This is a genomic window from Streptomyces sp. NPDC041200 (assembly GCF_055591805.1).
Genome location: NZ_JBVIZF010000001.1, coordinates 433,044 through 459,088, shown reverse-complemented (window position 1 = coordinate 459,088; position 26,045 = coordinate 433,044). Strand labels below are relative to the sequence as shown.

General features: G+C 72.6%; 28 protein-coding genes. 12 read left to right on the top strand and 16 right to left on the bottom strand.

Going from position 1 to position 26,045, the window contains the following annotated elements; translation table 11 throughout:
- Positions 1-233: 233 nt before the first annotated feature.
- Positions 234-503, top strand: coding sequence for a hypothetical protein (locus ACZ6CL_RS02230; RefSeq protein WP_385445842.1), 270 nt, complete (start codon positions 234-236; stop codon positions 501-503).
- Between the two features lie 87 nt (positions 504-590).
- Here ACZ6CL_RS02230 and ACZ6CL_RS02225 read toward each other — a convergent pair whose 3' ends face one another.
- Positions 591-1,325 (bottom strand): ferritin-like fold-containing protein, encoded by a 735-nt coding sequence (locus tag ACZ6CL_RS02225; protein ID WP_468930056.1) that lies wholly within the window; start codon positions 1,323-1,325, stop codon positions 591-593.
- A gap of 461 nt (positions 1,326-1,786) precedes the next feature.
- Between ACZ6CL_RS02225 and ACZ6CL_RS02220 the strand changes: the two genes are divergently transcribed.
- Together ACZ6CL_RS02220 and ACZ6CL_RS02215 are read left to right on the top strand one after the other, a co-directional pair.
- The gene (locus ACZ6CL_RS02220; protein ID WP_468930053.1) at positions 1,787-3,868 is read left to right on the top strand and encodes a DEAD/DEAH box helicase; all 2,082 of its coding nucleotides are present in this window, start codon (positions 1,787-1,789) and stop codon (positions 3,866-3,868) included.
- A gap of 229 nt (positions 3,869-4,097) precedes the next feature.
- Positions 4,098-4,964 carry an alpha/beta fold hydrolase gene (locus ACZ6CL_RS02215; protein WP_468930050.1) on the top strand — a complete coding sequence of 289 codons (867 nt, stop codon included), beginning with the start codon at positions 4,098-4,100 and terminating at the stop codon, positions 4,962-4,964.
- Between the two features lie 23 nt (positions 4,965-4,987).
- On the opposite strand, the gene ACZ6CL_RS02210 is transcribed toward ACZ6CL_RS02215, so the two are convergent.
- Complete coding sequence (locus ACZ6CL_RS02210) at positions 4,988-5,917, bottom strand: NYN domain-containing protein (protein WP_468930047.1); 930 nt, start codon at positions 5,915-5,917, stop codon at positions 4,988-4,990.
- A 221-nt stretch (positions 5,918-6,138) separates the two neighbouring features.
- Between ACZ6CL_RS02210 and ACZ6CL_RS02205 the strand changes: the two genes are divergently transcribed.
- Positions 6,139-6,294: a hypothetical protein gene (locus tag ACZ6CL_RS02205; protein ID WP_468931296.1), complete on the top strand. Its 156-nt coding sequence runs from the start codon at positions 6,139-6,141 to the stop codon at positions 6,292-6,294.
- Between the two features lie 105 nt (positions 6,295-6,399).
- Here ACZ6CL_RS02205 and ACZ6CL_RS02200 read toward each other — a convergent pair whose 3' ends face one another.
- The 3 genes from ACZ6CL_RS02200 to ACZ6CL_RS02190 all read right to left on the bottom strand — a co-directional run bounded on the left by ACZ6CL_RS02200 (position 6,400) and on the right by ACZ6CL_RS02190 (position 8,664).
- The gene (locus ACZ6CL_RS02200) at positions 6,400-7,236 is read right to left on the bottom strand and encodes a PHP domain-containing protein (RefSeq protein WP_468930045.1); all 837 of its coding nucleotides are present in this window, start codon (positions 7,234-7,236) and stop codon (positions 6,400-6,402) included.
- Positions 7,237-7,356: 120 nt separating this feature from the next.
- The gene (locus ACZ6CL_RS02195; protein ID WP_468930043.1) at positions 7,357-7,995 is read right to left on the bottom strand and encodes a DUF6758 family protein; all 639 of its coding nucleotides are present in this window, start codon (positions 7,993-7,995) and stop codon (positions 7,357-7,359) included.
- Between the two features lie 69 nt (positions 7,996-8,064).
- Positions 8,065-8,664: a suppressor of fused domain protein gene (locus ACZ6CL_RS02190; protein ID WP_468930041.1), complete on the bottom strand. Its 600-nt coding sequence runs from the start codon at positions 8,662-8,664 to the stop codon at positions 8,065-8,067.
- Between the two features lie 456 nt (positions 8,665-9,120).
- Here ACZ6CL_RS02190 and ACZ6CL_RS02185 point away from each other — a divergent pair, with 456 nt between their 5' ends.
- Complete coding sequence (locus ACZ6CL_RS02185) at positions 9,121-10,221, top strand: magnesium and cobalt transport protein CorA (RefSeq protein ID WP_468930038.1); 1,101 nt, start codon at positions 9,121-9,123, stop codon at positions 10,219-10,221.
- On the opposite strand, the gene ACZ6CL_RS02180 is transcribed toward ACZ6CL_RS02185, so the two are convergent.
- The gene (locus ACZ6CL_RS02180) at positions 10,218-11,204 is read right to left on the bottom strand and encodes a DMT family transporter (protein ID WP_468930036.1); all 987 of its coding nucleotides are present in this window, start codon (positions 11,202-11,204) and stop codon (positions 10,218-10,220) included. The two genes, ACZ6CL_RS02185 and ACZ6CL_RS02180, sit on opposite strands and share 4 nt — an antisense overlap.
- 94 nt (positions 11,205-11,298) lie before the next feature.
- On the opposite strand from ACZ6CL_RS02180, the gene ACZ6CL_RS02175 reads away from it, so the two are divergent.
- Positions 11,299-11,856, top strand: a complete 558-nt coding sequence (locus ACZ6CL_RS02175) for a hypothetical protein (RefSeq protein WP_468930034.1) — start codon at positions 11,299-11,301, stop codon at positions 11,854-11,856.
- Positions 11,857-12,052: 196 nt separating this feature from the next.
- On the opposite strand, the gene ACZ6CL_RS02170 is transcribed toward ACZ6CL_RS02175, so the two are convergent.
- Positions 12,053-12,802, bottom strand: coding sequence for a hypothetical protein (locus ACZ6CL_RS02170; protein ID WP_468930031.1), 750 nt, complete (start codon positions 12,800-12,802; stop codon positions 12,053-12,055).
- A 171-nt stretch (positions 12,803-12,973) separates the two neighbouring features.
- Here ACZ6CL_RS02170 and ACZ6CL_RS02165 point away from each other — a divergent pair, with 171 nt between their 5' ends.
- From ACZ6CL_RS02165 to ACZ6CL_RS02155, 3 genes are read left to right on the top strand one after another with little or no spacing between them, the layout of a single operon-like run.
- Positions 12,974-14,257, top strand: coding sequence for a magnesium transporter MgtE N-terminal domain-containing protein (locus ACZ6CL_RS02165; protein WP_468930030.1), 1,284 nt, complete (start codon positions 12,974-12,976; stop codon positions 14,255-14,257).
- Positions 14,247-14,774: a DUF1003 domain-containing protein gene (locus tag ACZ6CL_RS02160; RefSeq protein ID WP_468930027.1), complete on the top strand. Its 528-nt coding sequence runs from the start codon at positions 14,247-14,249 to the stop codon at positions 14,772-14,774. The genes ACZ6CL_RS02165 and ACZ6CL_RS02160 overlap by 11 nt, the downstream gene beginning before the upstream one ends.
- A 42-nt stretch (positions 14,775-14,816) precedes the next feature.
- Complete coding sequence (locus ACZ6CL_RS02155; RefSeq protein ID WP_468930025.1) at positions 14,817-15,971, top strand: Mrp/NBP35 family ATP-binding protein; 1,155 nt, start codon at positions 14,817-14,819, stop codon at positions 15,969-15,971.
- A 77-nt stretch (positions 15,972-16,048) separates the two neighbouring features.
- Here ACZ6CL_RS02155 and ACZ6CL_RS02150 read toward each other — a convergent pair whose 3' ends face one another.
- The 5 genes from ACZ6CL_RS02150 to sigE all read right to left on the bottom strand — a co-directional run bounded on the left by ACZ6CL_RS02150 (position 16,049) and on the right by sigE (position 21,054).
- Positions 16,049-16,708, bottom strand: a complete 660-nt coding sequence (locus ACZ6CL_RS02150; RefSeq protein WP_468930023.1) for a hypothetical protein — start codon at positions 16,706-16,708, stop codon at positions 16,049-16,051.
- A gap of 118 nt (positions 16,709-16,826) precedes the next feature.
- On the bottom strand, positions 16,827-17,300 hold the full coding sequence (locus ACZ6CL_RS02145) for a sec-independent translocase (protein WP_468930021.1): 474 nt from the start codon (positions 17,298-17,300) through the stop codon (positions 16,827-16,829).
- Between the two features lie 100 nt (positions 17,301-17,400).
- Positions 17,401-19,095 (bottom strand): S1C family serine protease, encoded by a 1,695-nt coding sequence (locus tag ACZ6CL_RS02140; protein WP_468930018.1) that lies wholly within the window; start codon positions 19,093-19,095, stop codon positions 17,401-17,403.
- 235 nt (positions 19,096-19,330) lie between these two features.
- Positions 19,331-20,254, bottom strand: a complete 924-nt coding sequence (locus tag ACZ6CL_RS02135; RefSeq protein ID WP_468930015.1) for an anti-sigma factor family protein — start codon at positions 20,252-20,254, stop codon at positions 19,331-19,333.
- Positions 20,251-21,054, bottom strand: a complete 804-nt coding sequence (gene sigE, locus ACZ6CL_RS02130; protein WP_468930012.1) for an RNA polymerase sigma factor SigE — start codon at positions 21,052-21,054, stop codon at positions 20,251-20,253. The genes ACZ6CL_RS02135 and sigE overlap by 4 nt, the downstream gene beginning before the upstream one ends.
- 131 nt (positions 21,055-21,185) lie before the next feature.
- Here sigE and ACZ6CL_RS02125 point away from each other — a divergent pair, with 131 nt between their 5' ends.
- Complete coding sequence (locus ACZ6CL_RS02125; protein ID WP_123102139.1) at positions 21,186-21,854, top strand: O-methyltransferase; 669 nt, start codon at positions 21,186-21,188, stop codon at positions 21,852-21,854.
- Positions 21,855-21,974: 120 nt separating this feature from the next.
- Here ACZ6CL_RS02125 and ACZ6CL_RS02120 read toward each other — a convergent pair whose 3' ends face one another.
- Positions 21,975-22,142 (bottom strand): DUF3117 domain-containing protein, encoded by a 168-nt coding sequence (locus ACZ6CL_RS02120; protein WP_003966491.1) that lies wholly within the window; start codon positions 22,140-22,142, stop codon positions 21,975-21,977.
- Between the two features lie 226 nt (positions 22,143-22,368).
- Here ACZ6CL_RS02120 and chcB point away from each other — a divergent pair, with 226 nt between their 5' ends.
- Complete coding sequence (gene chcB / locus ACZ6CL_RS02115; RefSeq protein ID WP_468930009.1) at positions 22,369-23,187, top strand: 2-cyclohexenylcarbonyl CoA isomerase; 819 nt, start codon at positions 22,369-22,371, stop codon at positions 23,185-23,187.
- A 93-nt stretch (positions 23,188-23,280) separates the two neighbouring features.
- Here chcB and ACZ6CL_RS02110 read toward each other — a convergent pair whose 3' ends face one another.
- Both ACZ6CL_RS02110 and ACZ6CL_RS02105 read right to left on the bottom strand, forming a co-directional pair.
- Positions 23,281-23,877, bottom strand: a complete 597-nt coding sequence (locus ACZ6CL_RS02110) for a DNA-3-methyladenine glycosylase I (protein WP_468930006.1) — start codon at positions 23,875-23,877, stop codon at positions 23,281-23,283.
- Positions 23,874-24,305, bottom strand: a complete 432-nt coding sequence (locus ACZ6CL_RS02105; protein ID WP_468930004.1) for a DivIVA domain-containing protein — start codon at positions 24,303-24,305, stop codon at positions 23,874-23,876. Before ACZ6CL_RS02105 ends, ACZ6CL_RS02110 begins: the two co-directional genes overlap by 4 nt.
- Positions 24,306-24,405: 100 nt before the next feature.
- Here ACZ6CL_RS02105 and folP point away from each other — a divergent pair, with 100 nt between their 5' ends.
- The gene (gene folP, locus ACZ6CL_RS02100) at positions 24,406-25,266 is read left to right on the top strand and encodes a dihydropteroate synthase (protein ID WP_468930002.1); all 861 of its coding nucleotides are present in this window, start codon (positions 24,406-24,408) and stop codon (positions 25,264-25,266) included.
- A gap of 20 nt (positions 25,267-25,286) precedes the next feature.
- Here folP and ACZ6CL_RS02095 read toward each other — a convergent pair whose 3' ends face one another.
- Positions 25,287-26,036 (bottom strand): LOG family protein, encoded by a 750-nt coding sequence (locus tag ACZ6CL_RS02095; protein ID WP_385445822.1) that lies wholly within the window; start codon positions 26,034-26,036, stop codon positions 25,287-25,289.
- Between the last annotated feature and the right edge of the window lie 9 nt (positions 26,037-26,045).

Genomic DNA, 26,045 nt, shown 5'->3' with positions numbered 1-26,045 from the left:
TGAGGAGTGCTGGGGGGGGCCAACGACGGGGCGGGTGGGCCCGGGGGGGCTCTTCCCCCCGCCCCCCCGCCGCCGTTGTGCGACCTGCCCTGGCGGGCCCCGCCGCCGTCGTGCGCCGGTGCGCCGCAGCCCGCCCCCTCGATCAGGGTTGCCCCCGCTTGGGCCCGGGTAGGACCGGCAGGACCGACGCGTGATCACGCGTCGGTCCGGTCCGCACACGGGAAGGACGCGCCATGATCTTCTGGGAAGCGCTCGGCTCGGTACTGATCGGTTTCGCCATCGCGTACGGAGCGAGCCGACGGCTGCCCCGCCGACTGCCCGCCACCCCCCTCGTCCTGTCCACCGGCCCCGGCGCGGCGCTCTTCGGCGCGATGATCGCCCACACGGTGCTGGGCTCGGGCTACTCGGCGGTCGTCCTGATGGTCGCGCTCGGCTTCGCCGCGGCGCTGCTGTCGCTGCTCATCCGCCCCCGAACCGGTCGCCGCCGCTCGGTCCCGGCGTAAGCGCGCCGGCGCGCCCGAGCAGCGCCCCAAGGGCTCCGGAAGCACCGGAGCCCTTTCCGTGGCCTGAGACAACGACAATCCGCCGGACTAGGCGGCCAGGCCCAGCGCCGACATCCGCTTGGTGTGGGCCTCGGTGATCCGGGAGAACATCCGGCCGACCTCCGCCAGGTCGAAGCCGTCGGCCAGGCCGCCCACCAGCATCGTGGACAGCGCGTCGCGGTCGGCGACCACCCGCTGCGCCTGCGACAGCGCCTCGCCCATCAGCCGCCGGGCCCACAGCGCCAGACGTCCGCCGACCCGCGGATCGGCCTCGATCGCGGCCCGCACCTTCTCCACCGCGAAGCTCGCGTGGCCGGTGTCGTCCAGGACCTGGAGCACCAGGCCGCGGGTGTCCGAGTCGAGGCGGGCCGCCACCTCGCGGTAGAAGTCGCTGGCGATCGAGTCGCCCACGTACGCCTTGACCAGGCCCTCCAGCCAGTCGGACGGCGCGGTCTGGCGGTGGAACCCGTCCAGCGCCGCCGCGAACGGCTCCATCGCCGCGGTCGGCTCCTCGCCGATCGCCGCCAGCCGGCCCCGGAGCCGCTCGAAGTGGTGGAACTCGGCCGACGCCATCTTCGCCAGCTCCGCCTTGTCCTCCAGCGTGGGCGCCAGCTTGGCGTCCTCCGCGAGCCGCTCGAAGGCGGCCAGCTCGCCATAGGCGAGCGCCCCGAGCAGATCCACCACCGCGGCCCGGTACTGCGGCTCGGACGCGGCCTGGTCCCAGTCCTGGGCGGCGATTCCGGTCGGGGTCTTCTCGGTCTCAGGCGTATCAGACGTCTCCATGGAGCGCACAATAGTCCGCCCGACGTACCGAGGAAGGCCCTGGTCAGCCAAGTCCCCTCAGGGCCCGGTTCGGGTTGGCCGGTCACAGATGCGCACTTCCGGGGTACAGTGGTATTTGCACCCGTCGAGTATCGGCGGGTCGTTCCACGAATGCGGATGCCCGGTCGGTGGCCCGATCGGCTCCTAACACCCGACCGCCCTCCGCGCGGCGCGCATCTTCATGTGCACGGCAGGAGGGACCCGCTCGCGGCGTGAGCGCTCGAGCGAGGGCAGTGGTCCCGCGCCGGATCGGCCACCAAGGCCGGTGTACCCGGGCGCCGTGCGACCCCCTTCGCCGCCTCTCGCCGCGTCTCACAGAAGAGGCAAGCATCCTGACCACCTTCCGAGAACTCGGGATCCTCCCCGAGACAGCCGAGGCCCTTGAGGCCGTCGGCATCACGTCCCCGTTCCCCATCCAGGAGATGACGCTTCCGGTCGCCCTCTCGGGCTCCGACGTCATCGGCCAGGCCAAGACCGGCACCGGCAAGACGCTGGGCTTCGGCCTCCCGCTGCTGGAGCGCGTCGTGGTCCCCGCGGACATCGAGGCGGGCCGGGCCAAGCCCGACCAGCTGACCGACGCTCCGCAGGCGCTCGTGGTCGTCCCCACCCGCGAGCTGTGCCAGCAGGTCACCAACGATCTGCTGACCGCCGGTAAGGTCCGCGCCGTCCGCGTGCTGTCGATCTACGGCGGCCGCGCGTACGAACCGCAGGTCGAGGCCCTGAAGAAGGGCGTCGACGTGATCGTCGGCACCCCCGGCCGACTGCTCGACCTGGCGGGCCAGAAGAAGCTGCGGCTCTCCTCCGTCAAGGCGCTCGTCCTCGACGAGGCCGACGAAATGCTCGACCTGGGCTTCCTGCCGGACGTCGAGAAGATCATCAATATGCTTCCGGCCAAGCGCCAGACCATGCTGTTCTCGGCGACCATGCCGGGCGCCGTCATCGGTCTCGCCCGCCGCTACATGTCGCAGCCCACGCACATCCGCGCCACCGCGCCGGACGACGAGGGCCAGACCGTCGCCAACACCACCCAGCACGTCTTCCGGGCCCACTCGATGGACAAGCCGGAGGTCGTGGCGCGGGTGCTGCAGGCCGAGGGCCGCGGCCTCGCGATGATCTTCTGCCGTACGAAGCGGACCGCCGCCGACATCGCCGACCAGCTCTCCCGCCGCGGGTTCGCCTCCGGCGCGGTCCACGGCGACCTCGGCCAGGGCGCCCGCGAGCAGGCGCTGCGCGCCTTCCGCAACGGCAAGGTCGACGTCCTCGTCTGCACCGACGTCGCCGCGCGCGGCATCGACGTCGAGGGCGTCACCCATGTGATCAACTACCAGTCCCCCGAGGACGAGAAGACCTACCTGCACCGCATCGGCCGCACCGGCCGCGCGGGGGCCTCGGGCATCGCCATCACGCTCGTCGACTGGGACGACATCCCGCGCTGGCAGCTGATCAACAAGGCGCTGGACCTCCCGTTCAACGACCCGGAGGAGACCTACTCGACCTCCGCCCACCTGTACGAGCTGCTCAGCATCCCGGAGGGCACCACCGGTGTCCTGCCGCGCGCCGAGCGCACCCGGGCCGGGCTGGGCGCCGAGGAGGTCGAAGACCTCGGTGAGACCGGCGGCCGCGGTCGCCGCTCCCCCGCCGCGGAGGAGCCCCCCGCGCGCCGCACCCGCACCCCGCGGGTCCGCCGCCGCACCCGCGGTGGCCAGTCGGTGGACGCCTCCGCTCCCGCCTCCCCGGCCGAGACCGAGGGCGCCGAGTCCGCGACCGAGCCGCGCCGTCCGCGCCGCCGTCGCCGTACCCGGGCCGGTGCGTCGGGCGAGGCGGACACCGCGGCCGTCGCCGCCGTCGAGACGGTGGAGGCTCCGGCGGTGGAGGCCCCGGCAGCCCCCGCGGAGGAGACCCCCGCCAAGCCCCGGCGCCGCACCCGCACCCGTGCGAAGGCCGATACGGCCGACGCGGCCGAGACGGCCGTCGCCACGGCGGAAGGCACGACGGAGGCCGCCGAGGTGGCCGAGGAAGCCCCGGCCAAGCCGCGCCGTCGTACGCGCGCCAAGGCGGCGGAGACGGCCGAGACGGTGACCGAGACGGCCGAGGAAGCCCCGGCCAAGCCGCGTCGCCGCACTCGCGCCAAGGCCGCCACCGCCGAAACCGCCGTCGCCACGGCGGAAGGCACCACCGAGGCCGCCGAGGTGGCCGAGGAAGCCCCGGCCAAGCCGCGCCGTCGTACGCGCGCCAAGGCGACGGAGACGGCCGAGACGGTGACCGAGGCAGCGGAAGCCGCCCCGGCCACGCCGCGCCGTCGCACCCGGGCCAAGGCCGCTACCGAGGAGACGGCGGCGGTCGCGGAGGCCGAGGCCGAGACTCCCGCCAAGCCGCGCCGTCGTACCCGTACGGCGGCCAAGGCCGCGGAGGCCGCCGCACAGCCCGAGGCCGAGGCGGAGGCGAAGCCCGTACGGCGCCGCACCCGCACCCGGGCGGCAGCGGCGGAGACCCCCGAAGCCTGACGGCACCCAGCACCCCACGGGGCCTGATCCGCAGTGCGGATCAGGCCCCGGGCGCGTTGCCGTATGCCGCGGTCTCGTTGCCGGGTGCGGCCCGGTGGCCGGTTGGTGCCCACCCGTTCCTCCTCCAGCTACCGCTGGGAGGTGCCCCCGCAGAACGATCGCCCACGAACCGTTGGGCACAACGCTGCGTTCACGTGGGGTTCTCCGCGTCCTGTATAGCCTCGTCTTCATGAGCAGGCCGCCGTTTCTCACCCTCCCCCCGGGCGCACGCGCCCATCGGCTGACGACCGCGCGCGGCGAGTTCGCCGTGCATGACGCGCGGCCGGACCGCGCGGCGCGGGGGACCGTGTTGCTGGTGCCGGGGTTCACCGGGAGCAAGGAGGACTTCATCGCGCTCCTGGAGCCGCTGGCCACGGCCGGGTTCCGGGCGGTCGCGGTCGACGGGCGGGGGCAGTACGAGAGCCCCGGCCCGCGCGACGAGGCCGCCTACGCGCAGGACGAGCTGGCACGGGATCTGCTCGCGCAGGCCGCGGCGGTGGCGGACGGGGCGGCGGGACCGGTCCATGTGCTGGGGCATTCGCTGGGCGGGCTGATCGCACGGGCCGCCGTGCTCCTCGACCCGGCCGCGTTCGCCTCGTTCACGATCATGAGTTCCGGGCCCGCCGCCATCGCGCCCCCGCAGCAGGAACGCACCAAGCTGCTGATCGACGCGCTGAGCGTGATGGACATGGAGTCCGTGTGGCAGGCGATGCGCGACCTCGATCCCCCCGAGGCCGCCGATGAGGTGACCCCGCCCGGCGTACGGGACTTTCTGCACGCGCGCTGGATGGGCACCGTTCCGGAGCAGCTCATGGCCACCGGGCGGCAGCTGAACGCCGAGCCGGACCGGGTCGGGGAGCTGGCCGCGACGGCGCTCCCCACCCACGTGCTGTCGGGCGAGGTGGACTACGCCTGGCCGGTGTCGCTGATGGACGCGATGGCGGAGCGGCTGTCCGCCCGCCGGACCGTGATCGAGGGCGCGGAGCACTCCCCCAACGCCGAGCGGCCGCATCCCACGGCGGACGCGCTGATCGGCTTCTGGAGGGACCTCGGCTAGTACGGCGGCTCACTACCGCGGGCTCAGTACTGCGCCTGCAGATGCTCCCAGAAGCCGTCCCGCAGCGCCCGCCGCAGATCGGCGTGGGCGCGCAGCGACAGCCGCAGCATCCCCTCCGCGTCGATCAGCAGCTCCTGGTCGACCGAGCCGGGCAGGTAGGGGTGGCCGGGCAGCAGATCGGCGAGGCTGTCGCGGCCGCGTGCGGAGAGCCACTGCGCGGCGATCTGCGCGCCGATGAAGCGCACCTCGTCGCGGGAGGGCGCGGGTCCGCACAGCGGAGCGTCGCCGTTCGGCTCGTAGCCGGTCGCCCGCCGGGTGACGTACGGCTTGCAGAAGTCGAGGTCGAACGTGCGCTGGCTGTCGACCTCCCACAGCAGCGGCTCGGCCTGGTTGCGCCCGTCGAGGGCTTCGATGCCCCACAGGTGGACGCGTGCCCCGTACCCCTGCGCGGCCTCGACGGCGGAGACCAGGTCCTCGTCGCCGCCGATCAGCACGGCGTCGCCGATGGCCCGGTGCCGGGCGAGGGATTCGAGGTCGGAGCGGATGAGTGAGTCGACGCCCTTCTGCTGGTTGTTGGCGTTGAGGTTGCCCAGCCGGACCTTGACGTCGGGCAGCTCGGCGATGCGCTGCTGCTCCGGGGTGTGGATGCGGCGCCGGGCCCCGTCGAACCAGTAGACCCGCAGCAGCCGGCTGTCCGGGAAGATCGTCCGGGCCTTGTCGATGAACGCCTCGATGATCCCCTCCGAGTCCAGCTCGAAGTTCCGGCGGTCCTCCGTTCCGGCGACGAGCCGCCCGGCCGCGGCGTAGACGTAACCGGCGTCCACGAAGATCGCGTGGGTGGAGGGGGTGGTCGCGACCTCGGCCAGCACACGCTGCAGCAGCTCATTGGTGCGCTCGATGCCATCGACGATCGAGGCGATGTCTGGTTGGCCCGGAGGCATCACGTCACTCATACGCGGTTCATTCTCCGGGCCCCCGCTGGAGAGGCACAACCGGACTCCGTCTGATCGGCGCCCCACCAGGGAATGCTTAGACTGGCGAAAAATTTCATTAGCGTAGGGAATCATTTCAGGGCATGCTTCGTTGAACAGGTTGTGGAGCGCGCGGCAGCGGAGCCGCGCGCGTCCCGTACTCACTAGTTCTCCAGCAGGAGGATCAGACGAAGGGAGAAGCCTTGCAGCGCTTCGAGATCATGCGCCTTGACGATGTGGACGGCGCCGCCGTGGACAGCACCGTCGTAGACGCCGCCTCCGTCAACCGGATCGTGCAGCAGGCCGCCGCGATCGGCCAGCGCATCTACATCCGTCCAGCCGAAACCGCCGCCCGGTAGTAGCACCGACGCCGTAGTACCGACGCAGACGCAGAGACGACAGACGCGGTTACCGACGCGTCAGCATGACCGCAGCCGCCCCCGTACGCCGTTGTACGGGGGCGCTTAGCGTGGGGCCAGCGCCGCCCGGCGCACGATCTCCGCGTACATCTCGGGGTCGGTGGTGTACTCGCCGAGCCGACAGGTCTTACGGCTGCCGTGGTAGTCGCTGGAGCCCGTGGTGAGCAGCCCGTGCTCGGCGGCGAGCGCGCGCAGCCGGGTCCTCGTCGGCTCGTCGTGGTCCATGTGGTCGACCTCGACGCCGTCGAGACCGGCCGCGGCCAGCTCCACGATCGCGCTCTCCGGTACGCACTCACCGCGCTTGACGGCCAGCGGATGCGCGAAGACGGCGACCCCGCCCGCGCCCTTGATCAGCCGGACCGCCTCGAAGGGGTCCAGCTCGTGCTTCTCCACGTACGCCCGGCCGCCGTTCGACAGCCACTCCGAGGAGAACGCGTCCGAGACCGTCTCCACGACGCCCTGCTCGACCATCGCGGTCGCGATGTGCGGCCGTCCGACGGCCCCGTCTCCGGCGATCTCCGCCACCCGCTCCCAGGTGACGGGCACGCCCAGCTCGCGCAGCTTCGCCACCATCGCCTTGGCCCGGGGCACCCGGTCGTCCCGCACCAGCTCGCGCTCGCGCGCCAGCTCGGGCTCGGCCGGGTCGAAGAGGTACGCCAGCATGTGCAGGCTCACGCCGCCCAGACGGCAGGACAGCTCTGCCCCGGTGACCAGCGTCAGCCCGTCCGGCAGCGCCCCGGCCGCCTCCTCGTATCCGGCGACCGTGTCGTGGTCGGTCAGCGCGACGACGTCCAGCCCGGCCGCGGCGGCATTGCGCACCAGCTCGGCGGGGGTGTCCGTACCGTCCGACGCGGTGGAGTGGGTGTGCAGGTCAATGCGCACGAACGCGGGCTCCCAGCGGTAACAGGGTGAACAAGCAGCCTGCTTCAGGGTAGCCGCAGCCCGGGACATGCCCGCGTCAGGGGTGATCATCACGGCCCGTACCGCGGCCTGGTCCGTACGTCAGGACAGCAGCCGCGGCGACAGCGCGCCGCACGGCACGAGATCCACCTCGGCGCCCGCGTCCCGCAGATCGGTGAGCACCATCTCGTCGTACATCAGCAGCCCGGTCTGCTCGGGCCAGACCACCGCCCACAGCCACAGCCCGCAGGCCTCCCCCGCGAACACCGCGCGGTCGTCCGGGGTGCCCTCGACGTGCCACAGCGGGGTGGGCCGCCCGGCGGCCAGCACCTTGACGTGCGGCGGCTTGTCCACCCGCATCCCGGGTCCGGGGTCGGGGCCGGGGATGCCCGCGTACCGCGCGCCGAGCCCCACGCCCAGCTCCTCCGCGATCAGCAGCAGCTCCCCCGGGCCGCCCAGCGGGCCCGGGCCGGAACAGGCCACGACGGTCGCGCGGCCGCCGCTGCGGTCGTCACCGGCGCACGCGACCCCGGTGAACAGCCAGCCGACGGGCAGCGGCCACGGCATCCATACGGGCACCCGGGCACGGTTGGTGACCACCACGAGTGCTTCCACGCTCGGCGGGACGACCGGCTGAACGGGGTGCACCATGCCGTGCACACCGCACTGCCAGGAGTCGGCGAAGAGACCGGGCGCACGCACCCGGCCACCGCACTTCGGGCAACTGGGTTCGCCCCTCATAGGGCCCCACGGTCCTCCCCGCCCGTCCTCACGTCAAGGACGGTCACCCGTCTGGAGTGGGGTCCCCGTTCAGGTCAGCGGCACCCCGGAGCGGGCCGGATCGCGCAGGTCGGTGCCGTGCCGCAGCCAGCGGTCCTGGAGCGCGCCGGCGCCGTGGACCCGCTTCCACGCCGCCTCGTTCCCGGTCATGGGCAGCAGCGGCAGGAAGCGCACCGGCTCCATCGGCGCGATCAGCTCCAAGTCCTCGACCAGGCCGCCGGGTTCGCCGACGAGTACGGAGGTGAAGGGCGCCCCGGGCCACAGCGGGCCGCCCAGTTCCAGGGACGCGCCCGGGGTCACCACCACGCCCTCGACCTGCGGCGAGGCGCCCAGCACGGCGAGCGGGCGCAGCACCTCGTCCAGGACGGCGGAGCCGGGGCCGCTGTCGCCGCGCACGGTGAGGACCAGCTCGGCGCGAGGACCGCGGAGGGGATCGGCGATGGCGGCGGTGGGGTCGGTCATCGGATGGTCCGACATGCCGAGGGTGGCGTACCGGACGACGTTCCCATCGGCCCGGAAACGCAGCACTTCGATGCGGTCCGTACCGACGAACGTGACGGCGGCGCGGGCGTCCGGCTCGCCCAGCGCGGTGACCAACCGGGCCTCGACCAGCTGCAGAACGTCTGACATGCGGTGAGCATAGATCGCGTATCGAACGGGCAAAGCGGCGGCTTAACGGTTCTGCCGACTGATAGCCTTGCTGCCTGCCCAGGGAAATACGTCGTCCCCCACGGGGGACCGGCCGGAGGAGGTGGGGCTGCGGTGGATCCTAGTCGACCGTGCAGTACCGACAGTTCTCCCGTCGTTTCCCCTTGGTATGCGGCTTCATGATCTGAAACCTCCCGTACCCCACCGCCACGCGGTGAAACACGTGAAGTTCTCTCGCATCAAGGGCATCTGACGGCAGAGCGCCTTCGTATCGCATCTGTTCTGTTCTCCGCGAACTCCGTCAGCGTCATCGCACGGAGCGCCGCCCGCTTTGCGGACGTACGTACGCCTCTCACGGGAGTGCCGTACGTCCACCTTCCGGGCGCAGCGCTGCGCCGCGCGCCCGCCGCTGACGGCCGGCCCGTGAAGGAGCCCGTCATGTCGATGATCCGTGACCTGCGTGCAGCCGTCCGCCCCGCCCTGCGCCGCGTCCACAACACCAGCAACTACGACACCACCCGGGACCCGTCCGTCACCAGCGCCGTGGTCGACTGCGCCGTCTACCGCGACGGGAAGCGGGTCAGCGACCACGTCAGCCCGGCGCGCGCGATGGAGCGGGTGCGCGCCGAGGGCGGGTTCGCCTGGATCGGGCTGCACGAGCCGACGGAGCGCGAGTTCGCGGGCATCGCGCAGGAGTTCGGGCTGCACCCGCTGGCCGTCGAGGACGCGGTGCAGGCGCACCAGCGGCCGAAGCTGGAGCGGTACGACGACAGCCTCTTCACCGTCTTCAAGACCATCCACTACGTGGACCACGCCGAACTCACCGCGACCAGCGAGGTCGTGGAGACCGGCGAGGTGATGTGCTTCACCGGCCACAACTTCATCGTGACCGTGCGGCACGGCGGCCAGGGCTCGCTGCGCGCCCTGCGCCACCGGCTCCAGGAGGACCCGGAGCTGCTGGCCAAGGGCCCCTCGGCGGTGCTGCACGCCATCGCCGACCAGGTCGTGGACGGGTATCTCGCGGTCGCGGACGCCGTCCAGGACGACATCGACGAGGTCGAGATCGAGGTCTTCTCGCAGGCGACCTCCCGGCGCGGCGGCGACGCGGGCCGGATCTACCAGCTCAAGCGCGAGGTGCTGGAGTTCAAGCGGGCCGTCTCGCCGCTGCTGCGGCCGATGCAGCTGCTGAGCGAGCGCCCGATGCGGCTGGTGGACCCGGACATCCAGAAGTACTTCCGGGACGTCGCGGACCATCTGGCCCGGGTCAACGAGCAGGTGCTGGGCTTCGACGACCTGCTGAACTCGATCCTCCAGGCGAACCTGGCGCAGGCGACGGTCGCCCAGAACGAGGACATGCGCAAGATCACCTCCTGGGCGGCGATCTGCGCGGTCCCGACGATGATCGCCGGGATCTACGGCATGAACTTCACGTACATGCCGGAGCTGCACTGGAAGTTCGGCTACCCGATGGTGATGGCCGTCACGGTGGGGATCTGCGTCACGATCCACCGCGGGTTCAAGCGGAACGGCTGGCTCTAGGCGGTTTCCTGCGGGGTGTCCTGCGGGATGCCCTGGGGTGTGTCCCGCGGGGCGCCCTGGGCCTGCTTGCGGTCGCCCCGGATGACGAGCACGAGCCCGGCGAGGATCACCGCGAGCGCCGGGTAGGCGGCCACCGGTGGCTGCTGGCCCAGCCACACCGCCGCGATCAGGGCCGCGCCCGGCGTCTCCAGCAGGATCGCGGTCGAGGTCACGGACGGGCCCAGGCCCTTGACGACCCGGTTGATCAGCGTGTGCCCGAGCAGCTGCGCGGTGACCATCAGCAGCACCAGCTTCGGCCAGGTGTCCGCGCTGTAGCCGTGCAGCCGCGCGCCCGCGACCAGGCAGGTGAGCAGCAGGAACAGGCTGGCCGTGGAGTAGCAGACGTAGGTGTACGCCGTCGTGCTCGCCACCCGGCGCACCTCCGCCCCCAGCACCACGTAACCGGCCCCGGCCAGGCCGCCCACCAGGGCGAGAGCGTCGCCCGCGAGGGCCCGCGGAGAGGCGGACAGGTCGACCCCGGTGAGGATCACCACACCGAGGAAGGCCAGCAGCGTGCCGAGCGTGGCCGCCCGGGACGGGCGGTGGCCGCGCAGCCGCAGCAGCAGCGCGGTCCAGATCGGGGTCGTGGTCACCAGCGCGGTCGAGGAGGCCACGGAGGTCATGTGCAGGCTCGGCAGCCAGGTCCCGAAGTGCAGGGCGAGCAGTGCCCCCGAGGCGGCGGAGAGCGCCACCGCGCGGCGTCCCATCCGGCGCAGCTCGCCCCGGTGGCGCCACAGGGCGAGCGGGGTGAGCACGCCGACCGCCATGGCGTTGCGCCAGAACGCCACGGCGAGGGCGGGGGCGGCGGTCGCGGCGGCCAGCGGGGCGGAGAGCGACACCCCGGCGACGGCGACGGCCAGCAGGGCGGTGTCCAGGGCCGGGCGCGGTGCGGGGGCGGCGGCGGTGGGCGTGCGGGTGGGGCCGGTGGAGCGCGTCGTGGGCACGGGCTCAGCGTAAGGTGCGTGTGCCGGGTATGGAACTGTCGTTTCGCTGGGTGGGATGCACGGCCGGCGCAGGTGGCTGGCCTAGGCTGTTCGCATGACGCAGACGCCGACGCCTATGGGCGCCATGGACCCGATCGACCGCGCCCTGGTCGAGGAGGCGGCCAAGAAGTCCGCCCTCGTCTGGGTTCAGGGCGCCGAGGGAGCCGCCCGCGCCCTGTGGCACATCTGGCACGAGGGTGCCGTCTGCCTCGTCGGGGACGGCCCCGACGAGCAGCCGCTCAAGGGGCTCGGGCTCGTGGACGGCGGCACCGCGACGGTGACCGTGCGCAGCAAGGACAAGGGCGGGCGGCTGATCGGCTGGTCCGCGCGGGTCGTTGAACTCACCCCGGAGGGCGAGGCGTGGACCTCGGCCGTCGGTGAGCTGAAGGGCAAGCGGCTGAACGCGGTCGACGCGGACGCGATCGCGGAGCGGTGGGCTCGGGAGTGCCGGGTGCTGCGGTTGGAGCCGGTGCGTGACGCGGCGCTCGTGGCGGCGGAGACGGGGTCGCTTGCGGCGGCGCCGCTGCCGTGTCCCGCCGTGACGCGGCGGGCGATTCCGGCGGGGTTGCCGAAGCTGTTGGCGCGGGGGAAGCGCGCGCGGAAGGCGGGCTGATTTTTCCCCACCCCGCCCCTTCCCGCACCCATCGATGTGCGGCTCCGCCGCGGGGCGGGGGCAAGCCCCCGGCCCCCCGCCGGGGCTCCGCCCCTGGACCCCGTTCCTCAAACTCCCCCAGCTACCGCTGGGAGGTGCCCCCAGGGGGCTGGGGTGGGGCATCACCGCCCCTCCGGCGCCGGGCTGCGGCGCGGCGTTACGTGCCGGTGGGGATCTGCTGGCCGTAGTCCACCACGTGGTCCTCCTTCGGGGCGGCCAGCTTGAAGTCCTTGTTCCAGTCCTCCAGCCGGATCACCCCCGCGCCCCCGGCGCGCTGGAGACGGAGTGGGTACGGGCGTCCCTCCAGGGAGACGTCGAGGGTGCCGCCGCCGCCCTCGCCGCCGAGGATGCGGATCGTGCGGATGCCGCCGACCTCGCCCCGTTCGCCCGCGGTGAGGGTGCCGTGCAGGCCGAGCAGCCCGTCCAGCATGACGCTCTTGTCCGTGAAGCCGCTGAGCCGCTGGTAGGAGGGGTCCCCGGACGGGACCTTCACGTACTTGTCGTCGAGCTTGTCCGCGGCGGCCGCGTCGCCGCTGTGCCCGCCCCCGCCGCTCGCGCCCTGGTGGGCCCAGAAGCCCGCGTCCGCCTTGAGGTACAGCTCCTCACCCACCCGCAGCAGTTCGTAGCGGGAGCCCTTGGTGGAGACGACGCCGGTGCCGCCGTCGCCCTTCAGCTTCATGTCGACCTTGTAGGTGCGGCCCTTGGAGACGAGGCTGCCGGACAGATGGACCGCGTCCGCGCCTCCCGCCACCGTCCGGGCCTTGCTCTCGATCTTCTTGGCGGGGAGCTTGCCCACGCCGTTCGTTCCCGCGTCGGGGTCCGCCTTCTCCCCTTCGCCGCCGCACGCGGTGAGCGCGGCCAGTCCCGCGCACATCACCGCGACGAGAGCCGTGTTCCGGATGCGCACGTCCGCTCTGCCTCCTGATGCCGGTCCGGTGCAGTACGGCAGCGTACCGGTGCCGTACGGATGCGTGCGCGGGGCTCCGGGGACCGCTCGTCCGGCGGCGGGGCAGAACGGGGCAGGCTAGCCTGAACCCGGTGATTGCGCTCGAATGCGGAGCGGAAGGAGGCGCATGACATGCCGGCAGGCGCCTCGCGGATCTATGTCTCGCATCTGGCGGGCGTCGCCGTCTTCGATCCGAACGGCGACCAGGTCGGGCGGGTCCGCGACCTGGTGGCGATGCTGCGGCTGGCCGGGCGGCCGCCGCGGGTCCTCGGGCTGGTCGTCGAAGTGGTCACCCGCCGCCGCATCTTCCTGCCCATGACGCGGGTGACCGGCGTGGAGTCGGGCCAGGTCATCACCACCGGCGTGGTCAACATGCGGCGCTTCGAGCAGCGCCCCACCGAGACGCTGGTCCTCGGCGAACTGCTGGACCGCACGGTGCGGATCGTGGAGACCGGCGAGGAGGTCACGGTCCTGGACGTGGCGATGGGCCAGCTGCCCGCGCGCCGCGAATGGGAGATCGCCAAGGTCTTCGTGCGCCGCGGCAAGAGCGGTGCGCTGCGCCGCCGCGGCGAGACGCTGACCGTGGACTGGTCGGCCGTCACCGGATTCTCGCTGGAGGAGCACGGGCAGGGCGCGGAGAACCTGCTGGCCACCTTCGAGCAGCTGCGCCCCGCCGACCTCGCCAACGTCCTCCACCACCTCTCCGCCAAGCGGCGCGGCGAGGTCGCCGCGGCGCTGGACGACGAGCGGCTCGCGGACGTCCTGGAGGAGCTGCCGGACGACGACCAGGTGGAGATCCTCGGCAAGCTCAAGGAGGAGCGCGCGGCCGACGTCCTGGAGGCCATGGACCCGGACGACGCGGCCGACCTGCTGTCCGAGCTGCCCGAACGGGACAAGGAACGGCTGCTGACCCTGATGCGGCCCCGGGACGCGGCCGACATGCGGCGGCTGATGTCGTACGAGGAGGGGTCGGCGGGCGGGCTGATGACGACCGAGCCGATCGTGCTGCGGCCGGACGCCACGGTCGCGGACGCCCTCGCGCGGGTGCGCAACCAGGACCTGACCCCGGCGCTCGCCGCCCAGGTGTATGTGTGCCGCCCGCCCGACGAGACGCCCACCGGGCGCTATCTGGGCACCATCCACTTCCAACGGCTGCTGCGCGACCCGCCGTTCACCCTCGTCGGCGCGGCCGTGGACACCGATCTGCGGCCGCTGCGCCCGGAGACCCCGCTGCCGGTGGTCGCGGGTCATCTGGCGACGTACAACCTGCTGGCGGCGCCGGTCGTGGACGAGGGCGGGTCGCTGCTGGGCGCGGTGACCGTGGACGACGTCCTCGACCATCTGCTGCCCCCCGACTGGCGGGAGCGCGAACTGTACGGCGGCGTGAACGTCCCGGAGGTGGGCGGTGGACGGTGACGGGGGCCGTCTCGACCGGCCCAAGGAGCCCCGCCGCAGCCCGCTGCCGCGCTGGGACCCGGAGGCGTTCGGCAGGGCGTCGGAGCTGATCGCCCGCTTCCTGGGCACCGGCCGCTTCATCGCCTGGATGACGGTCTTCGTCGTCGCCTGGCTGGCCTGGAACACCCTGGCCCCGGACCCGCTGCGGTTCGACCCGTTCCCGTTCATCTTCCTGACGCTGATGCTGTCGCTCCAGGCCTCGTACTCGGCACCGCTGATCCTGCTCGCCCAGTACCGGCAGGCCGACCGCGACCGCGTCAACCTCGAACAGGACCGGGCGCGGGACGAGCGGTCCATCGCCGACACCGAGTTCCTGACCCGGGAGATCGCGTCGCTGCGGACCGGGCTCGGCGAGGTCGCGACGCGGGACTGGATCCGCTCCGAGTTCGAGGCACTGGTCCGGGAACTGGACGAGCGGCGGCCCGCGCCCTCACCCGCTCCGCCGCGCGCCCCCTCGCGTGAGGAACGCGACCACTGACGGGCTTACCGGCGCGTACCCCCGGCGCCGTACCATCTCCATATGGCTACCGACACTGTCCCGGGACCGAGCGAAGACGCGGTGCGCGCCGCGCTCGCCACGGTCAACGACCCGGAGATCCACAAGCCGATCACCGACCTCGGCATGGTCAAATCCGTCGAGATCGCGTCGGACGGCACGGTCGCGGTGGAGGTCTACCTCACGGTCGCCGGCTGTCCGATGCGGGAGACGATCACGAGCCGGGTGCGGGACGCGGTCGGCCAGGTCGGCGGGGTGACGGGCGTCACCGTCGAGCTGGATGTGATGAGCGACGAGCAGCGGCGTGAGCTGGCGACCTCGCTGCGCGGCGGCCAGGCCGAGCGCGAGGTGCCCTTCGCCCAGCCCGGCTCGCTGACCCGGGTGTACGCGGTGGCCTCCGGCAAGGGCGGCGTCGGCAAGTCGTCGGTGACGGTCAACCTGGCCGCCGCGATGGCCGACGACGGGCTCAAGGTCGGTGTCGTCGACGCCGACATCTACGGCCACTCGGTGCCGCGCATGCTGGGCGCCGAAGGCCGCCCGACCCAGGTCGAGGACATGATCATGCCGCCGTCGGCGAACGGCGTGAAGGTGATCTCGATCGGGATGTTCACCCCGGGCAACGCTCCGGTGGTGTGGCGCGGACCGATGCTGCACCGCGCCCTCCAGCAGTTCCTGGCCGACGTCTACTGGGGCGACCTCGACGTCCTGCTGCTGGACCTGCCCCCGGGCACCGGTGACATCGCGATCTCCGTCGCCCAGCTGGTGCCGGGCGCCGAGATCCTGGTCGTGACGACGCCGCAGCAGGCCGCCGCCGAGGTGGCCGAGCGGGCGGGCTCGATCGCCGTCCAGACCCATCAGAAGATCGTCGGCGTGGTGGAGAACATGTCCGGGCTGCCCTGCCCGCACTGCGACGAGATGGTCGACGTCTTCGGCACCGGCGGCGGGCAGAGCGTCGCCGAGGGGCTGTCCCGGACCACCGGAACGACGGTGCCGGTGCTGGGCGCCATCCCGATCGACGTACGGCTGCGCGAGGGCGGCGACGAGGGCAAGCCGGTCGTGCTGTCCGACCCCGACTCCCCCGCGGGCAGCGCGCTGCGGGCGATCGCGGGCAAGATCGGCGGACGGCAGCGGGGCCTCGCGGGCATGTCGCTGGGCGTCACGCCGCGCAACAAGTTCTGAGCCGCCGCACCAGACCCCACAGACGTGCGCGGGGGCGGCCTCATCCGTGAGGCCGCCCCCGCGCACGTGTACCGGCGCTACGCGTCGTAGCCGGTGATGTCCTTGATCACTGAGAAGCCCAGGCCGTAGGCGCTCATCCCGCGCCCGTACGCCCCGATGTGCACGCTCTCGCCCGCCGACCCGGCCAGCACCCAGCCGTACTCCGACTCGCGGTAGTGGAAGTCGGTCGGCACGCCGTCCACCGGCAGCGACAGCGAGGACCACTCGTCGCCGTCCAGGGCGTCCGCCAGCTCCCAGGCGATCGCGGTCTGCTGGTCCAGCCAGTCCTGGCGCAGCCCCCGCTCCATCCGGGTAGGCCAGGTGCATGACAGCAGGCCCGAACCGGCGAGCCAGGCGGCCGAGGAGACCGAGGTGGCCTCCAGCTTGCCGGTGCCGTCCGCGCTGTCCCGTACGGGGCGTCCGCCGACGGTCACCACCGCCGTGAAGCGCTGCTGGTCCATATCGGTCTCGACGCGCAGCGACGGCTCCTCGCCGTGCCCGGTCGAGCCGTATTCCACCCGCCCGTCGGCGGCCGCACCCACCTGCATGAGCCAGCGCGGCCCGGTGAACGCCTCGTCAAGGCCGTACCAGGGGAAGGCGGCCATCAGGTAGCCGTCGACGCTCCGCCGCGCCTCAGCGGGCATCCCCTGCGCCGCACCGTTCACCCCATGCACCCCTAGCCGACTCGTCGTGCCCATGTGCGCGGAGCCTCCTCGTTGCCCTTCGTCGTGGGCGGCCCGCCCCCCTTCGGGCGACCTCACCCCGGACAAAGGGAGGATAGCCATACGGGTCAACCAGCCCGGGCATACGGGGGGATCAAGTGGCGTCGGAGTCGAAAGGCGGACGGTCCTCGCGAGGCTGAGCATCACGCTTGCGCAGCAGGTCAGGGGTGCCGGAATCGTCCTTGGAGAGGGACAGCGGGGCGGCGCCGGAGCCCCCTGAAGAGCCGTGTGCGACGTCACTCTCCCGGCCGTTCACGGAGTCGGCGACCTCGGCCATCTCCTTGCGGAGGTCGAAGCCGTTCTGGATCTCCTTGAGGCCCAGCTCATCGGAGTCCAGCACATGCTTGCGCACAAACGTCTTGGGGTTCAGGTCCTCGAACTCGAAGTCCTTGAACTCGGGGCCCAGCTCGGTACGGATGTCCTCCTTGGCGCTGTCGGAGAACTCCCGGATCTTGCGGATGAACTGCGAAACATCCCGGATGACCTTCGGAAGCTTGTCCGGGCCGAAGATGAGCACCGCAAGGACAACGAGCGCGACAAGCTCGAGGGCCCCTATGTCGTTGAACACCCTGCAGCTCCTAGAGACGTCTGAGGCCGGAAATCAGGCCACACCACACCGTACCTGGCGGTGGGGGCGCCCCGGGAGACGCCCGGACCAACATCGGGCGTCAGCCATCGCTGCTCGCGGAGCCCAGCGTCAGCTCCACGGTGCGCTCGTCGCCGTCCCGCTTGAGGGTCAGCTCCAGCCGGTCGCCGGGGCGGTGACTGCGGATCTTGACGATCAGCTCCTGGCCGCTGTGCACCCGGACGCCGTCCACCTCCGTGATCACATCACCGGCCTCGATCCCCGCCTTGTCGCCCGGCCCGCCCGGGGTGACCGGCGGCCCGGAGGCGCCCTTGCTGTTCACCCGGGCACCGTCGCCCGTGTACTCCATGTTGAGCGTGACGCCGATCACGGGGTGGGTGGCCTTGCCGGTGTTGATCAGCTCCTCGGCGACCCGCTTGCCCTGGTTGATCGGGATCGCGAAGCCCAGGCCGATGGAGCCGCCCTGGCCGCCCAGCTCGGCGCCGTCGTCGGCGGCCCGGATGGCGCTGTTGATCCCGATGACCCGCGCCTTGCCGTCGACCAGCGGGCCGCCGGAGTTGCCCGGGTTGATCGGGGCGTCGGTCTGCAGCGCGTCCACATAGGAGATGTCGCTGCCGTCCTCCTTCTCGCCGCCCGCGGTGATGGGGCGCTCCTTGGCGCTGATGATCCCGGAGGTGACCGTGCCCGCCAGGTCGAACGGGGCGCCGATCGCCACCACCGGGTCGCCGACCTGGACGGAGTCGGAGTTGCCCAGCGGCAGCGGGCTCAGCCCGGAGACGCCCTCGACCCGGATGACCGCCAAGTCGTACCCGGCGTCCCGGCCGACCAGCTTGGCGCGGGCGGACTGACCGCCGTTGAAGGTCACCGATATGGCGCCGTCGGCGCCCGCGGGGGCCACGACGTGGTTGTTGGTGAGGATGTGGCCCTGCTTGTCCAGGACGAACCCGGTGCCGGTGCCCTCCTCGGAGCTGCCGCTGACATGGATGGTCACCACGCCCGGCAGGGCTTTGGAGGCGATGCCCGCGACGCTGCCCGGGGCCCGGGTGCCCTTCTCCAGCGGGGCCTGCGGAAGCTTCACATCGATGCCCCCTGAGGCCCGGTCCCGCTCGACGTACGCGCCGATCCCGCCGCCCAGGCACCCCGCGATCAGCGCGATCAGCAGGACGGCGACGAAGGCGCGGCGACGGGAGACCACCTTGCGCTCGGCGGGCGCCGGGGGCGGCACGGTCCAGGGGTCGTAGCTCTGCCACTGGTGCGGCGGGGGCGGCGGTGCGCCCGGGTTCCCGGGCGGCAGCGGGGTGCCGTGCGCCGGGGTCATCGCCCCGGGCTGGGCGACGCCGGGCTGGGCGGCCGCTGGCTGGGCGATGCCGGACTGGGGAGCGGCGGGGTGCGGGGCGGGCTGCGGGACCGCTCCGGGCGGCAGATGCGTGCCGTGGGCCGGTGTCGTGCCCGGGTGCTGTACGGGCGGGGCCGGGGCCCAGGGGCCGGGGCCGCCGTAGGGCGGGGTGCTGTACGGATCGGGATCGTGGAGCGGGCGCGCGGTGCCCGCACGGGCCCCGTCCGCCGCCTCGCGGCCGTCGTCGACGCCGGATGGCCGTTCGGCCTCCGGCCCGGACGGCACCGCCCGCTCGGCCGCCGCCTCCGGCGCCTGCGCCGACTGCCCGCTCGCCGTCTCCGCTCCGGGCTCCGCCGCCTCGTCCGTCGGCCGGTCGCCGGGTCGTGCGACCGGACGGCTCCACCACTTCGGCTTGGGCCCGGGGGCCTTCCGCTCGTCCATGATCTCCCCACAGTTCCCGCGACAAGGCGCCCACCGCGCCGCCCGGGTCATACGTCACCGCGACTCTTCGAGGCTCGCTGCGCCTCCGGGGCGCCTCAGCCTCCCCGGCCTTCGCCGGGGGTGCCCGGAAGCGATTCAATCAGTCCACCCGGCCCCGCGTGCGCGGAACGAGCGGAACGACCGGACGTGTGAGCGATATTGCGCGGAATCGCCGGGGTCGGAACCTAGGTCGGAACTAGGGAGGGGGCGCGCTGAGGCCCAGGTAGGGGGAGACGCCGGGGGCGGGCTGGACCAGGCCCTCCGGCTGGGTCGGGGCGGGCGCGGCCGGGGCGGAGGTCGGGGCCCGCAGCAGCTCCGTGACCGACAGGACCGGCTGTATCAGCGGGTTCACCGCGGCATCCGAGGGCCCGCCCAGCACCGGGTGGCTCGACGTAGCGCTCGGGGACGGCAGCCGGGCGGGCCGCGTCTCGGCAGTGGTGAGCAGCCCCACGTCACGGGCGGTGCCCCCGCGCGTGCCCGTGCCGACGGATTCGGCGTCGACCGGGGTGACCGCGGCGTCCGAGCCGTCCGGCCGGGGGCCGGGGTCGACCGCCGCCTCCAGCGGCAGGGTGGCGCCGAGCGCGAAGGCGGCCAGGGACACCGCGCCCGCGGCCGCGAAGGCGAAGCGGCGGCGCGGCGCGGGGCGCTCGACCTCATGGATCCGGAAGCCGCGCTCCCGGCGCACCGAAGCCGCGGCGACCGGGTCCACCGGGGTCACCGGTGCCACCGCGGGCAGGTAGGCGAACGCCTGCTCCCGTCTGCGCTCCGACGTCCGTACGTCCGGTACGTCGCCCCGTACGTCCCGCGCGCCGCCGCGCAGGCCGAGGACGCCCGGGTCCGCGAAGGGGGAACCGCTGCCCATACCGTCGTCATCGCCGCCGATGGCCGGGAGGCCCTGCAGCCGGGCCAGGAAGCCCTCGGACGGCGCCGGGGGCGCCGTCTCGGCGAATACGCTCTTCAGCCGCCGCTGCGCGTCGGCCTCCGCCTTGCACTTACAGCACGTCGCCAGGTGTGCGAGCACGCGCTCACGCGCGTCATGCCCGAGTTCACCGTCGACCAGAGCCGCAAGGCGGTCGCCGAGATGCTGCTCGGCGGGGGACGGACCGCCTGATCGGGTCACGCGATCCCGACCTCCCCGCTCAGCCGCGGTCCGGAGACCCGCGGCACGACCGCGGCGACCTCGCGCTGCTGCTCGGCGCGCGCGCCCGCCGGGGCGCGGTGCTGCAGCGCCTTGCGCAGATGCGAACGGCCACGGTGGATCCGGCTGCGCACGGTGCCGAGCTTGACACCGAGCGTCGCGGCGATCTCCTCGTACGACAGGCCCTCGATGTCGCAGAGCACGACGGCCGCGCGGAACTCCGGCGCGAGGGTGTCGAGCGCCTGCTGTACATCGGCGTCGAAGTGGGTGTCGTTGAAGTGCTGCTGGGGAGAGGGCTCGCGGCTGGGGAGCCGCTCGGCCGCGTCCTCGGCGAGGGCGTCGAAGCGGATGCGCTGACGACGGCGGACCATGTCGAGGAAGAGATTGGTGGTGATGCGGTGCAGCCAGCCCTCGAAGGTGCCCGGGGTGTACGTCGACAGCGAGCGGAAGACGCGGACGAACACCTCCTGGGTGAGGTCCTCGGCGTCGTGCTGGTTACCGGTGAGGCGGTAGGCGAGGCGGTAGACCCGAGCGCTGTGCGTGCTGACGATCTCCTCCCAGGTGGGAGGCGTCCACGCCGGGGTGTCCCCGTCCGCACCGAACGACGCGGTAGTGGCAAAAGTCGCGGTGGTGGAGTTGGCGGAACGGGAACGGTCAGCGGTGTCGGTCACGGATTTCGGCTCGCCCGCTGACCTGCGAAAGCGCCTCAGCACTCTCCGGTCACCGGCCGTAGCCGCACCTCCCCTGTCGGCTCTGGTGGTGTCCAGTAGAGCCCCTACCATATCCACCTCGCCCGTTAGCTCCGGATAAGTATTTTTGACCTGCATTTGGCCGTGATCCATACGGTCCCCCCTTCTCTCCTCAACGCCTGGTCCCATCTGCGGGTTCCCGTGCGCAGCGGATACAGTCACCGTTGCGCCAACTACGGGGACAGGAGAGGGTCATTACCGGCAACCGGCAGACGAGCTGGGCGTTCGCCGACGCGTTCGTCGCCGAGGACGAAGCCCTTCACTGGGCCCGTGACCGGGCCCGGGAGGCAGGGCTGCGCTCGGTGTCCGCGGGCACCGGCGCCGCGCTGCGCCTGCTCGCCGCCGCCGCCGATGCCAAGGCCGTCGCCGAGATCGGCACCGGGACCGGCGTCTCCGGCATCCATCTGCTGCACGGCATGCGCCCCGACGGCGTGCTGACCACCGTCGACACCGAGCCCGAGATGCAGCAGTTCGCCAAGCAGGCGTTCCGGGCGGCCGGGTTCGCCGGCAACCGGGCGCGCTTCATCCCCGGCCGCGCCCTGGACGTCCTCCCCCGCCTCGCCGACGGCGGCTACGACCTGGTGTTCTGCGACGGTGACCGGCTGGAGTGCCTGGACTACCTGGAGGAAGCGCTGCGACTGCTGCGCCCGGGCGGTCTGGTCTGCTTCGAGGGAGTCTTCGCCAACGGGCGGACCGTGGACTCCGCCGCCCAGCCCGCCGAGGTGCTGCGGCTGCGTGAGCTGCTGCGCACCGTACGGGAGTCCACCGTGCTGCAGTCCTCGCTGCTGCCTGTCGGGGACGGCCTGCTGTGCGCGGTCAACCGCGGCGGCTGAACAGGCCGCGGCGGCCGAGGCCGTACCACCCACGAAGCGTCCGGGCATAGCACCGCCCCGGCGTCCGGTACCTCATACCGGACGCCGGGGCGGGGCTCGGGTGATGGTGGGGCCGGTGGCTCAGCCGACAACCTTCTTCAGTGCATCGCCGAGCGCGTCGGCCTCGTCGGGTGTCAGCTCCACGACGAGCCGACCGCCGCCTTCGAGCGGAACGCGCATGACGATGCCCCGCCCCTCCTTGGTCACCTCGAGCGGGCCGTCGCCCGTCCGCGGCTTCATGGCCGCCATGCTCGTTCCCCTTCCTGAAACCAGCTCATCGCAGCCGACAACCCAGGCGTCACCGGCATCGAACACGTTGCTTCTCATTCATTATCCCGCATGCCATGACCCGATGACCAACATCGGTCGGCAACCCCCGTACAGGACGCTCCCCCAAAACCACTCAATTCGGGGAGGCGATCGCGATAGCGTACGCCCGCCGCGACCGAACACCTGCCCACTGGGAGGGCCGTTTATGACCGACACCGTGCTCTACGACCTGGCCGACGGCCTCGCGACGATCACGCTGAATCGTCCCGACGCCATGAACGCGCTCAACATCGACACCAAGGTGGCGCTGCGCGACGCGCTGCTGCAGGCCGCCGAGGATCCGGCGGTCCGGGCCGTCCTGCTCACCGCCACCGGGCGCGCGTTCTGCGTCGGGCAGGACCTCAAGGAGCACATCGGGCTGCTGGCCGCCGACCGCGAGGCGCAGGCCCGGGGGGAACAGAGCGAGGGGTCGACGATGACCACCGTCTCGCTGCACTACAACCCGATCGTGACCACGATCGCCGGAATGCCGAAGCCGGTGGTCGCGGCGGTGAACGGGGTCGCGGCCGGGGCCGGGGCCGGGTTCGCCTTCGCCGCCGACTACCGGATCGTGGCCGACACCGCCTCGTTCAACACCTCGTTCGCGGGCGTCGCGCTCACCGCCGACTCCGGCGTCTCCTGGACCCTGCAGCGGCTGATCGGCCACGGCCGGGCCGCCGACCTGCTGCTCTTCCCCCGCGGTGTCAGCGCGGCGGAGGCGCTGGAGCTGGGCATCGCCAACCGGGTCGTGCCCGCCGCGGAGCTGCCCGCCGAGGCGGCGGCGGTCGCCCGCAGGCTGGCGGAGGGGCCGACCGCGGCCTACGCGGCCATCAAGGAATCGCTCGCCTACGCGGCCGGGCACAGCCTCACCGACTCCTTGACCAAGGAGGACGAGCTGCAGCGCCGGGCGGGCGCCTCGGAGGACCACCGCACGGCCGTGGACGCCTTCGTCCAGAAGCAGCCGCCGCGGTTCACCGGCCGCTGACCAGCGGCTCCCGCCCGGACCGGAAGCGGGCCGGGCGGGCCGGGCCGCCGGACCGTCCGGGTCAGGCCGGGTCGGGCCGCGTGCGGACGGGGCTCAGACGCTGCCGCGGACGTGGCAGTCGGCCAGGTGGTCGTTGACCAGACCGCACGCCTGCATCAGGGCGTAGGCCGTGGTGGGTCCGACGAAGCGGAAGCCGCGCTTCTTCAGCTCTCGGCTGAGCGCCGTGGACTCCGGGGTGATCGCCGGGACGTCAGCGAAGGTGTGCGGGACCGGGCGGGTGGCGGGGTCGGGGGCGTAGGACCAGATCAGCTCCTCCAGCTCGCCCGGGGCCAGCTCCGCCGCGGCCCGCGCGTTCCCGACCGTGGCCGCGATCTTGGCCCGGTTGCGGATGATGCCGGGATCGGCGAGCAGCCGCTGCTCATCGGCCTCGGTGAACTCCGCGACCGCCTTGATCCGGAAATCGGCGAAGGCGGACCGGAATCCCTCCCGGCGGCGCAGGATCGTCAGCCAGGACAGCCCGGACTGGAACGCCTCCAGGCAGATCCGCTCGTACAGCGCGTCATCGCCGCGGACCGGGCGGCCCCACTCGGTGTCGTGGTAGACGCGGTAGTCCGCCATGGTCTCGGACTCCAGCCCCCAGGGGCAGCGCGCCAGGCCGTCCGCTCCGACGACCGCGCCCTGGGCGCTCATGCTCCGCTCCCGTCGAAGTCGGCCCGGTAGTTCGGCGGGTAGTCCGGTGGATAGTCCGCCGGGGCCCCGGCCGCCTTGCCGTCCCCGAACGCCGGGGTCCGCGCGCCCTCCAGGGCATCCTCCAGCTCGGCGATCCGGGCGTCCCGCTCGGCCAGCTCGGCGCCGAGCCGGCCCAGCACATCGTCCACGTCCGCCATCCGGTAGCCGCGCAGGGTCATCGGCAGCCGCAGCGCCTCGACGTCCTCCCGGTCCAGCGGCCGGTCGGCGGGGAGCGGGTCGTCCAGCCGGTCGGGCGGCGCCTCGGACAGCTGGCCGCCGTCGCCGCCGCCGACGACGGCGAGGGTGACGGCACCGACCACGACGACCAGCGTGATCAGCAAGAACAGGAACACGGTGATCGTTCTCCTCGGCTTGAGCGGCTCGGCCATGACGTCACGAGTGACGTCGGCCCCGTCAACTGTCTGACCCGATCGTGCCATGCCCCACTGACAGTTATCGTCGCTGCCGGACACCTGAGAGGAAGTACGCATGCTGCGGCTGGGCCGACGCGAGTTCGACGAGAACGAGCGAGTGATCATGGCGATCGTCAACCGGACACCGGACTCGTTCTACGACCAGGGTGCGACCTTCCGCGACGAGCCCGCGCTCACCCGCGTCGAGCAGGCCGTCGCGGACGGCGCCGCGATCATCGACATCGGCGGGGTGAAGGCCGGTCCCGGGGACGAGGTGAGCGCCGCCGAGGAGGCCCGGCGCACGGTCGGCTTCGTGGCCGAGGTGCGGCGGCGCCATCCGGACGTGGTGATCAGCGTGGACACCTGGCGGCACGAGGTCGGCGAGGCGGTCTGCGAGGCCGGCGCTGACGTGCTCAACGACGCCTGGGGCGGGGTCGACCCCAAGCTGGCCGAGGTCGCCGCCCGGTACGGCGCCGGGCTGGTCTGTACGCACGCGGGCGGGGCCGAACCGCGCACCCGGCCGCACCGGATCGGCTACGACGACGTGGTGGCGGACGTCCTGCGGGTCACCGTCGGGCTCGCGGAGCGCGCGGCCGGGCTGGGCGTCCGGCGCGACGCGATCATGATCGACCCGGGCCATGACTTCGGGAAGAACACCCGCCACTCGCTGGAGGCCACCCGGCGGCTCGGGGAGCTGAGGGACACCGGCTGGCCGGTGCTGGTCTCGCTGTCCAACAAGGACTTCGTGGGCGAGACGCTGGACCGCCCGGTCAAGGAGCGGGTGATCGGCACGCTCGCCACGACCGCGGTCTCCGCCTGGCTGGGCGCCCAGGTCTACCGGGTGCACGAGGTGGCCGAAACCCGTCAGGTGCTGGACATGGTGTCGTCCATCGCGGGCCACCGGCCCCCGGCGGTCGCCCGCCGGGGACTGGCGTAGGGCACGCGGCCCGGGGGCGGTCAGGCGCCGGACTCCTTGGTGACCAGGTCGACCACCTCGTCGATGTCGTCGGTGAGGTGGAACAGCTCCAGGTCCTGCTGGGACGCCTTGCCCTGGGCGATCAGCGTGTTCTCCAGCCAGTCGACCAGGCCGCCCCAGTAGGAGCTGCCGAAGAGGACGATCGGGAACCGGGTCACCTTCTTCGTCTGCACCAGGGTCAGCGCCTCGAAGCACTCGTCGAGGGTGCCCAGGCCACCGGGCAGAACGACGAATCCTTGCGCATACTTCACGAACATCGTCTTCCGCACGAAGAAGTAGCGGAAGTTCACACCGATGTCGACGTACGGATTCAGCCCCTGCTCGTACGGCAGCTCGATACCGAGGCCGACGGAGACGCCGCCCGCCTCGACCGCGCCGCGGTTGGCGGCCTCCATCGCGCCGGGGCCGCCCCCGGTGATCACCCCGAACCCGGCCTCGGCCAGGGCCCGCCCGATCTTCACCCCGGCCTCGTACTCCGGTGATCCCTCGGGCGTACGGGCGGAGCCGAACACGCTGACCGCCCGGCCGAGTTCGGCCAGGGTGCCGAAACCCTCCACGAACTCCGACTGGATGCGCATCACCCGGAACGGGTCCTCGTGCACCCAGTGGGTGGCGCCCTGGCTGTCCAGCAGCCGCTGATCGGTCGTACCGGGCCGCATCTGGTGGCGACGGCGCACGACCGGGCCCAGACGCTGCTCGTGCAGCGCTCGCTCTTCCTCGGCGTTGCCCATCTGTGTGCT

What these genes read in the sequence shown, in the direction of transcription:
- ACZ6CL_RS02230 (WP_385445842.1), top strand. Translation starts at nt 234, where the DNA reads ATGATCTTCTGGGAAGCGCTCGGCTCGGTACTGATCGGTTTCGCCATC.
- ACZ6CL_RS02225 (WP_468930056.1), bottom strand. Translation starts at nt 1,325, where the DNA reads ATGGAGACGTCTGATACGCCTGAGACCGAGAAGACCCCGACCGGAATC.
- ACZ6CL_RS02220 (WP_468930053.1), top strand. Translation starts at nt 1,787, where the DNA reads ATGACGCTTCCGGTCGCCCTCTCGGGCTCCGACGTCATCGGCCAGGCC.
- ACZ6CL_RS02215 (WP_468930050.1), top strand. Translation starts at nt 4,098, where the DNA reads ATGAGCAGGCCGCCGTTTCTCACCCTCCCCCCGGGCGCACGCGCCCAT.
- ACZ6CL_RS02210 (WP_468930047.1), bottom strand. Translation starts at nt 5,917, where the DNA reads ATGAGTGACGTGATGCCTCCGGGCCAACCAGACATCGCCTCGATCGTC.
- ACZ6CL_RS02195 (WP_468930043.1), bottom strand. Translation starts at nt 7,995, where the DNA reads ATGAGGGGCGAACCCAGTTGCCCGAAGTGCGGTGGCCGGGTGCGTGCG.
- ACZ6CL_RS02190 (WP_468930041.1), bottom strand. Translation starts at nt 8,664, where the DNA reads ATGTCAGACGTTCTGCAGCTGGTCGAGGCCCGGTTGGTCACCGCGCTG.
- ACZ6CL_RS02185 (WP_468930038.1), top strand. Translation starts at nt 9,121, where the DNA reads ATGTCGATGATCCGTGACCTGCGTGCAGCCGTCCGCCCCGCCCTGCGC.
- ACZ6CL_RS02175 (WP_468930034.1), top strand. Translation starts at nt 11,299, where the DNA reads ATGACGCAGACGCCGACGCCTATGGGCGCCATGGACCCGATCGACCGC.
- ACZ6CL_RS02165 (WP_468930030.1), top strand. Translation starts at nt 12,974, where the DNA reads ATGCCGGCAGGCGCCTCGCGGATCTATGTCTCGCATCTGGCGGGCGTC.
- ACZ6CL_RS02155 (WP_468930025.1), top strand. Translation starts at nt 14,817, where the DNA reads ATGGCTACCGACACTGTCCCGGGACCGAGCGAAGACGCGGTGCGCGCC.
- ACZ6CL_RS02150 (WP_468930023.1), bottom strand. Translation starts at nt 16,708, where the DNA reads ATGGGCACGACGAGTCGGCTAGGGGTGCATGGGGTGAACGGTGCGGCG.
- ACZ6CL_RS02140 (WP_468930018.1), bottom strand. Translation starts at nt 19,095, where the DNA reads ATGGACGAGCGGAAGGCCCCCGGGCCCAAGCCGAAGTGGTGGAGCCGT.
- sigE (WP_468930012.1), bottom strand. Translation starts at nt 21,054, where the DNA reads ATGGTAGGGGCTCTACTGGACACCACCAGAGCCGACAGGGGAGGTGCG.
- ACZ6CL_RS02120 (WP_003966491.1), bottom strand. Translation starts at nt 22,142, where the DNA reads ATGGCGGCCATGAAGCCGCGGACGGGCGACGGCCCGCTCGAGGTGACC.
- chcB (WP_468930009.1), top strand. Translation starts at nt 22,369, where the DNA reads ATGACCGACACCGTGCTCTACGACCTGGCCGACGGCCTCGCGACGATC.
- ACZ6CL_RS02110 (WP_468930006.1), bottom strand. Translation starts at nt 23,877, where the DNA reads ATGAGCGCCCAGGGCGCGGTCGTCGGAGCGGACGGCCTGGCGCGCTGC.
- ACZ6CL_RS02105 (WP_468930004.1), bottom strand. Translation starts at nt 24,305, where the DNA reads ATGGCCGAGCCGCTCAAGCCGAGGAGAACGATCACCGTGTTCCTGTTC.
- folP (WP_468930002.1), top strand. Translation starts at nt 24,406, where the DNA reads ATGCTGCGGCTGGGCCGACGCGAGTTCGACGAGAACGAGCGAGTGATC.
- ACZ6CL_RS02095 (WP_385445822.1), bottom strand. Translation starts at nt 26,036, where the DNA reads ATGGGCAACGCCGAGGAAGAGCGAGCGCTGCACGAGCAGCGTCTGGGC.